This window comes from Streptomyces sp. NPDC046881, assembly GCF_040645015.1.
Taxonomy (GTDB): domain Bacteria; phylum Actinomycetota; class Actinomycetes; order Streptomycetales; family Streptomycetaceae; genus Streptomyces.
Map to the genome: position 1 here is coordinate 1 of NZ_JBEYXJ010000200.1, position 6,479 is coordinate 6,479.

7 protein-coding genes are annotated in these 6,479 nt (G+C 73.2%); 2 read left to right on the plus strand and 5 right to left on the minus strand.

Features of this window, described 5'->3' with window-relative positions; genetic code table 11:
* Positions 1 to 125 precede the first annotated feature (125 nt).
* The 3 genes from ABZ923_RS40620 to ABZ923_RS40630 form a co-directional block, all read right to left on the minus strand.
* Positions 126 to 755 carry a TetR/AcrR family transcriptional regulator gene (locus ABZ923_RS40620; RefSeq protein ID WP_361483252.1) on the minus strand — a complete coding sequence of 210 codons (630 nt, stop codon included), beginning with the start codon at positions 753 to 755 and terminating at the stop codon, positions 126 to 128.
* A 70-nt stretch (positions 756 to 825) separates the two neighbouring features.
* Positions 826 to 1,113, minus strand: a complete 288-nt coding sequence (locus tag ABZ923_RS40625; protein WP_361483255.1) for a YiaA/YiaB family inner membrane protein — start codon at positions 1,111 to 1,113, stop codon at positions 826 to 828.
* 59 nt (positions 1,114 to 1,172) lie between these two features.
* Positions 1,173 to 2,324, minus strand: coding sequence for an acyl-CoA dehydrogenase family protein (locus ABZ923_RS40630; protein ID WP_361483270.1), 1,152 nt, complete (start codon positions 2,322 to 2,324; stop codon positions 1,173 to 1,175).
* Between the two features lie 81 nt (positions 2,325 to 2,405).
* Here ABZ923_RS40630 and ABZ923_RS40635 point away from each other — a divergent pair, with 81 nt between their 5' ends.
* Both ABZ923_RS40635 and ABZ923_RS40640 read left to right on the plus strand, forming a co-directional pair.
* The gene (locus tag ABZ923_RS40635; RefSeq protein WP_361483258.1) at positions 2,406 to 3,047 is read left to right on the plus strand and encodes a TetR/AcrR family transcriptional regulator; all 642 of its coding nucleotides are present in this window, start codon (positions 2,406 to 2,408) and stop codon (positions 3,045 to 3,047) included.
* 46 nt (positions 3,048 to 3,093) lie between these two features.
* The gene (locus tag ABZ923_RS40640; RefSeq protein ID WP_361483261.1) at positions 3,094 to 3,807 is read left to right on the plus strand and encodes a winged helix-turn-helix domain-containing protein; all 714 of its coding nucleotides are present in this window, start codon (positions 3,094 to 3,096) and stop codon (positions 3,805 to 3,807) included.
* An 18-nt stretch (positions 3,808 to 3,825) separates the two neighbouring features.
* Here ABZ923_RS40640 and ABZ923_RS40645 read toward each other — a convergent pair whose 3' ends face one another.
* Both ABZ923_RS40645 and ABZ923_RS40650 read right to left on the minus strand, forming a co-directional pair.
* Entirely contained in the window at positions 3,826 to 4,908 is a 1,083-nt protein-coding gene (locus ABZ923_RS40645) for a Zn-dependent alcohol dehydrogenase (protein WP_361483264.1), read from the minus strand.
* A gap of 15 nt (positions 4,909 to 4,923) precedes the next feature.
* On the minus strand, positions 4,924 to 6,312 hold the full coding sequence (locus ABZ923_RS40650) for an aldehyde dehydrogenase family protein (RefSeq protein ID WP_361483267.1): 1,389 nt from the start codon (positions 6,310 to 6,312) through the stop codon (positions 4,924 to 4,926).
* Between the last annotated feature and the right edge of the window lie 167 nt (positions 6,313 to 6,479).

The window sequence follows — 6,479 nt, forward strand, 5'->3', positions numbered from 1 at the left end:
TGTCGTCGGTCCTCGACGCTCCGCGTCGACTCCCTCCTCCGCCTTGCAGCTGCACGCACCAAGCCCCGCTCGGGTCGGCCAGGTGGCGCGGTCGCTCGGGACCGGCCTGATCCGGAAGAAAGACCCTAGGTCCGTCGGGCCCCGACCATGCGCAGCACGAGGTCGGCGTAGAGCGCGCCGACCTCGTCGGGGGTGCGTGGACCGTTGACGTTGAACCAGCGGGCCACGTCGATGCACAGCGACAGCACGGCGAGCGTGGTCCCGTGGACGTCGAGCACGTCGAACTCGCCCGAGGCCACGCCGTCCTCGATGATCCCGCGCACCTCGGCGTCCACCTGCTGGCGCAGCGCGACGATCTCGGCGCGGGCCTCGGGGCCGAGGGCGTCGAGTTCGTACTGCACGACCCGCGCCGTGGTGCGCCGTCCGGCGTGCCAGCGGACGAAGGAGCCGACGGCGTCGGCCAGCCGCTCCTCTGCGCTGCCCTCGCGGCGGGCCGCCGCGCGCAGGATGGCCAGGGCCCTGTCGTGGCCGATCCGGCTGATCCGGTGGAGCAGCTCTTCCTTGGTCTTGTAGTGGATGTAGAGCGCGGCCGGGCTCATGCCGGCGCGGCCCGCGATGTCCCGGGTCGTCGTCGCGTGGTAACCACGCTCGGCGAAGGCCTCCACGGCGGCGATGAGCAGCCGCCGGGCCGCATCAGGGGTGACCTCTTCCCACGGCTCCACTTCGCCGCCGGTCGTCTCCTCCGCCGTACTCATCGCTCGCTCGCCCCTCTCGTGACAGGAGCACCACCATACCGCCGACGGTGAGCGAGCGCTTAGCGTAGCCTCAGAGCTTCTCGAAGGGGTCGTGGTCGGCGAGCAGCTTCTCCAGGCGGGCCTGGTCGACGCGGCTGACGAGCTGCCCGGCCTCCTGCCGGTCCCGGATGACCTTGGCGAGGGTGAAGGCGGACGTGACGAGGTAGAGGACGGCGATCGCCAGGAAGCCGCGGACCCAGGCGTCGGCGTCGAGCCGGAGGATGCCGATGGCGGTGGCCGCCATGGCGACCGCGAAGGAGGCGACGGCCTGGCCGTAGAACGCGGCCGTGCTCTGCTGTCTGACCGGTGTGTCACTCATGGACAGAGCATCGGCGGACACGGCCTGCGCCACATCCGCCGGGATACTCAGGAAGGTACTCAGAAGGCCGAAACCCCCGTCAGGGAACGCCCGATGAGCAGCTTCTGGATCTGACTGGTGCCCTCGTAGAGGGTCATCACCCGGGCGTCGCGCAGGAGTTTGCCGGCGGGGTACTCGTCGATGTAGCCGTAGCCGCCGAAGACCTGGAGGGCGTTGTTGGCGGCGCGGACGGCGGCCTCGGAGGCGAACAGCTTGGCCTTGGAGGACTCGACGGCGAACGGCTCGCCGCGGTCGATCAGGTCGGCGACCCGCCAGGTCAGCAGCCGGGCCGCGTCCACGTCGACGGCGATGTCGCTGATCAGCTCCTGCACCAGCTGGTGCCGGGCGATGGGCCCTCCGAACTGCTCCCGCTCACCGGCGTAGCGGACGGCCGCGTCCAGCGCGGCCTGGGCTATCCCGACGCAGCCGGCGGCCACCGACATCCGCCCCTTGGCCAGCGCGGACATGGCGACCGAGAAGCCCTTTCCCTCCTCGCCGAGCATCGCCGAGGCGGGCACGCGCACGTCCTCCAGGACGAGTTCCGCGGTGGCCTGGCCGCGCAGGCCGAGCTTGCCGTGGATGGTGCGGCGGGTCAGGCCGGGGGTGTCGGTGGGGACCAGGAAGGCGGACACGCCCTTGTGGCCGGGGGCGTCGGTGGAACGGGCGAAGAGCAGGACGACGTCGGCCCAGGTGCCGTTGGTGATGAACATCTTGGTGCCGTTCACCACGTAGTCGTCGCCGTCGCGCACCGCTCGGGTGATGAGGTTGCCCGCGTCGGAGCCGGTGCCGGGCTCGGTGAGGCCGAAGCAGCCGACGTACTCGCCCGCGGTGAGCCCCGGCAGCCAGCGCCGCTTCTGCTCCTCGCTCCCCCAGGCGGCGATCGTCTTGGCGACGAGCCCGAGGGAGACGGAGACGATCCCGCGGACCGAGGAGTCGCCGCGGCCCAGTTCCTCGGTGACCAGGCAGTAGGAGAGGTGGTCGCCGCCGGAGCCGCCGTACTCCTCGCCGACGGTCAGACCGAGGAAGCCGACCTCGCCGAGCTTCTTCACGATCCCCCGGTCGACCTCCTCGGCGCGGTCCCAGGCGACGGTGTGCGGAGCGATCTCGCGCTCCACGAAGTCCCGGGCGAGCCGCCGTACGGCCGTCTGCTCCTCGCTGAGCCCCAGGTTCACCACGAGATCACCCCACACCTTGAAAGCCGTACATTTAAATTAGCACTGCTAGTTTCCAGTCGCAGCCCTACTATGTGCGCCATGGCCCGACCGCGCAAGCCCCTCCTCAGCACCGACCGGATCGTCGAGACGGCCCGGGACCTCGTGGACCGGGAGGGCCTGACGGCGGTCTCCACCCGCCGGCTCGCCGCGGAGCTGGGGGTGAGCGGGCCCTCGCTCTACAACCACTTCCGCACCAAGGACGAGATCCTGGAGGCGGTCGCGGACTCGGTGAGCGCGCTGGTCGACCTGTCGATGTTCGAGGACGGCCGGGACTGGCGGACCGCGCTGCACGACTGGGCGGTCTCCTACCGGGCCGCCCTGCGCGACCACCCGAACATCGTCCCGGTCCTCGCCCGCGGCCCCGGCCGTCGGCCCGCCGCGCTCCGGCTGGCGGACGCGGTCTACGGCGCGATGGTCGACGCGGGCTGGCCGCCGGCGCAGGCCACCTCCATCGGCGCGCTGATGCGGTACTTCATCATGGGCTCGGCGCTCGGTTCGTTCGCCGGCGGCTTCGTGGACGACGCGAGCGCCTACGACCCCGCCGACTATCCCCACCTCGGTCAGGCCCACCTGCTCGCCGAGCAGCAGGAGAAGATCGACGAGCGGGCCTTCGAGACGGGTCTGAGCGCGCTGTTGGACGGGCTGGCGCAGCAGTACGAGCAGGTGCGGCTGAGCGCGTGAGGACCCTTCGGCCGGCGCCGAAGCGTCGCTGCCGCATGCTGGGTGCATGCGCACGAAGGATCCCCAGGCCGCCGGCCTCGCCTCGCTCGCCTCGCTGATCGCCGACGAGACCCGGGCCGCGTGCCTGCTCGCGCTGCTGGACGGGCGGGCCTGGAGCGCCGGTGAGCTGGCCCGGCACGCGGGGGTCGCCGCGTCCACGCTGAGCGAGCACCTGGGCAGGCTCGTGGCCGGCGGCCTCCTCGCCGAGGAACGGCAGGGCCGGCACCGGTACGTCCGGCTGGCCGGCGCGCGGGTGGCGCAGCTCGTCGAGGACCTGGCCGCGCAGGTGCCCGCCCCCGCGGTACGGCGGACTCCGCGCACCCTGCGGCAGTCGAGCGCGGACGCCGCCATGGCCCGGGGCCGTACCTGCTACGACCACCTGGCCGGGCGGCTCGGCATCACCGTCACCGACGCGCTGACCGAGCAGGGCCTGCTGCGCCAGGACACCGGGTTCGCGCTGACGGACGCGGGGCTGGCGTGGTTCGGCGCGGCGGGAATTCCCCTCGGAACCGGCGGGCGCCGCCCGCTCGCCCGCGCCTGCCTCGACTGGACCGAACGACGGCCCCACCTCGCCGGGGCGGCCGGTGCCGCACTGTGCCGGCATGTGCTGGACGCCGGGTGGTGCGTGCGGATCGGGTCCGAGCGGGCCGTGAAGGTGACGCCGTCGGGCGAACGGGCCCTGGGCGAGCTGCTCGGCATCGCGCCGACGGCGTTGCGCTGAACCGGCCCGCGCGCCAGGTCAGAAGAGCACCAGGGCCCGGCCGCCCTTCCCGGCCAGCATGTTCTCGAAGGCCGACGGAATGCCCTCCAGCCCGATCCGCTCGGTGACCAGGACCGACAGGTCCAGTCGGCCCTTGCGCACGTGCTCGGCGAGGACCGGCAGGTCGCGGGCCGGGTCGGTGTTGCCGTAGACGCAGCCGGACAGGGTGCGGCCCCAGTGGAAGATCTCCAGGGCGTTGAAGGTGACCTGCTCGTCCTTGCCGCCGATGCCGACGACCGTGGTACGGCCGCCCCGGCGGGTGGAGTCCCAGGCGGCGCGGATGCTGACCGCGCGGCCCGCGCACTCCACGGCGACGTCGACGCCCTGCTTGCCGGTCAGGGCGCGGATCTCCCGGGGGGTGGTCTCGGAGGCGAGGACGTAGTCCGTGGCGCCGGCCGCGCGGGCCAGTTCCTCCTTCGCGGGCGAGACGTCGACCGCGACGATGCGGGACGCGCCGGCGATCCGGGCCGCCTGGAGGGTGGCGAGGCCGACCCCGCCGACCCCGAACACGGCGACCGTCTCGCCCTCGCGGACCTTCGCCGCGTGGTGGACGGCGCCGTACCCGGTGAGGACGGCGCAGCCCAGCAGGGCGGCGTCGGCCAGCGGCACCCCGTCCGGCAGCGGCAGCACGCAGGACGCGGCGACCACCGTCTCCTCGGCGAACGCGGCCACGTTCAGGCCGGGGTGCAGCTCGGTGCCGTCGGTGGTGCGGGCGTAGACGTCCGCGGCGCCGTTCAGCGCGTTGGCGCACAGCCAGACCTCGCCGAGCGTGCAGGCATGGCACCTTCCGCAGGACGGGGCCCAGTTGAGGACCACGGGGGCGCCGGGCGAGACGTGGGTGACGCCCTCTCCGACGGCGACGACGGTGCCGGCGCCCTCGTGGCCGAGGACGGCCGGGACCGGCACCCGCATGGTGCCGTTGGACAGGGACAGGTCGGAGTGGCAGACGCCTGCGGCGGCGAGGCGGACCCGGACCTGGCCGGGCCCCGGGTCGGGCAGCTCGATGCCGGTGATCTCCAGCGGGGCGCCGATGGCGGGCAGGACGGCGGCTCGTACGGCCATGGGAGTCGGACTTCCTTAGAACTGGAGGGACTTGGTCTGCAGGTACTCGGCGAGCCCGTGCGCGCCGAGTTCCCGGCCGACGCCGGACTGCTTGTAACCGCCGAAGGGCGCGAGGGGGTTGAACCGGCCGCCGTTGATGTCGACCTGGCCGGTGTCCATGCGGCGGGCGAAGGCCACCGCGCCGGCCTCGTCGGCGGCCCAGACGGCGCCCGCTAGGCCGTACACCGTGCCGTTGGCGATGCGCAGGGCGTCCTCCTCGTCGTCGTACCGCAGGATCGACAGGACCGGGCCGAAGATCTCCTCCTGGGCGATGGTCATCTCGGGTGTCACGTCCGCGAAGACCGTGGGGCTGACGAAGTAGCCCTTCTCCCGCGGGGCCTCGGGGCCGCCGGCGACCAGCCGGGCGCCCTCGGCGACGCCCTTCTCGATGTAGCCGCGCACCCGGGCCTGCTGCCTGGCGCTGACCACCGGGCCGATGCGGTCGGCGTACTTGGCGGCGGCGGTGGCGGCCAGTTCGACGGCCTCGGCGTACCGGTCGCGGTGGACCAGCATCCGGGTCCAGGCGCTGCACGTCTGGCCGGAGTTGGACATCACGTTGGCGACACCGACGTTGACCGCCTTGGCGAGGTCGGCGCCCGGCAGGATGACGTTGGCCGACTTGCCGCCCAGTTCGAGGGCGACCTTCTTCACGGCGGCTCCCGCCACCGCGCCGATCTGCCGGCCGACCGCCGTGGAGCCGGTGAAGGAGACCAGGTCGACGCCCGGGTGCTCGGCGAGGGCCTGTCCGGCGACCGGGCCGAGGCCGGTGACCAGGTTGAACACGCCCGCGGGCAGGCCCGCCTCGTGCACCGCCTCGGCGAAGAGCTGGGCGGTGAGCGGGGTGTCCTCGGCGGGCTTGAGGACGATCGTGCAGCCGGCGGCGAGGGCCGGGGCGACCTTGGCGACGATCTGGTGGAGGGGGTAGTTCCACGGGGTGATCGCGCCGACCACGCCGACCGGCTCGTGCAGGACGGTGGAGTTGCCGACCTTCTCCTCGAAGGCATGGGTCGCGGCCAGCTCGGCGTAGGAGCCGGCGACGGCGATCGGCACGGCGGCGTGCACGTTCCGGGAGAACGGGAGCGGCGAGCCCAGTTCCGCGGTGACCGTCTCGGCGATCTCGTCCGTGCGGGCCGCGAGGGCGTCCCGCAGGGCGGTCAGGCGGGCGGCCCGCTCGGCCGGCGGTGTGGCGGCCCACCCGGGCAGGGCGGCGCGCGCGGCCCGTACGGCGGTGTCGACGTCCAGCGCGCCGCCCGCCGGGACCCGGCCGATGACCTGCTCGTCGGCGGGGTTGACGACGTCGATCACGTCCCTGCTCTCGGCGGGGCGCCAGGCGCCGTCGATGTACAGGCCGTCATGTGCCTTCATGCTGTGTCCTCCCGGCGGGTCCGCGTCGTCAGGCACACAAACTAGCGATGATAGTTTTCCGGCGCCAGACGTTCCTGAACCGCGGACGTTCCGGGACATCATCGCGAACGGGCCGGCCGGCGCGGGCAGGTCACGCGCACCCGTACCCGCAGCAGCCGGGGCCGTAC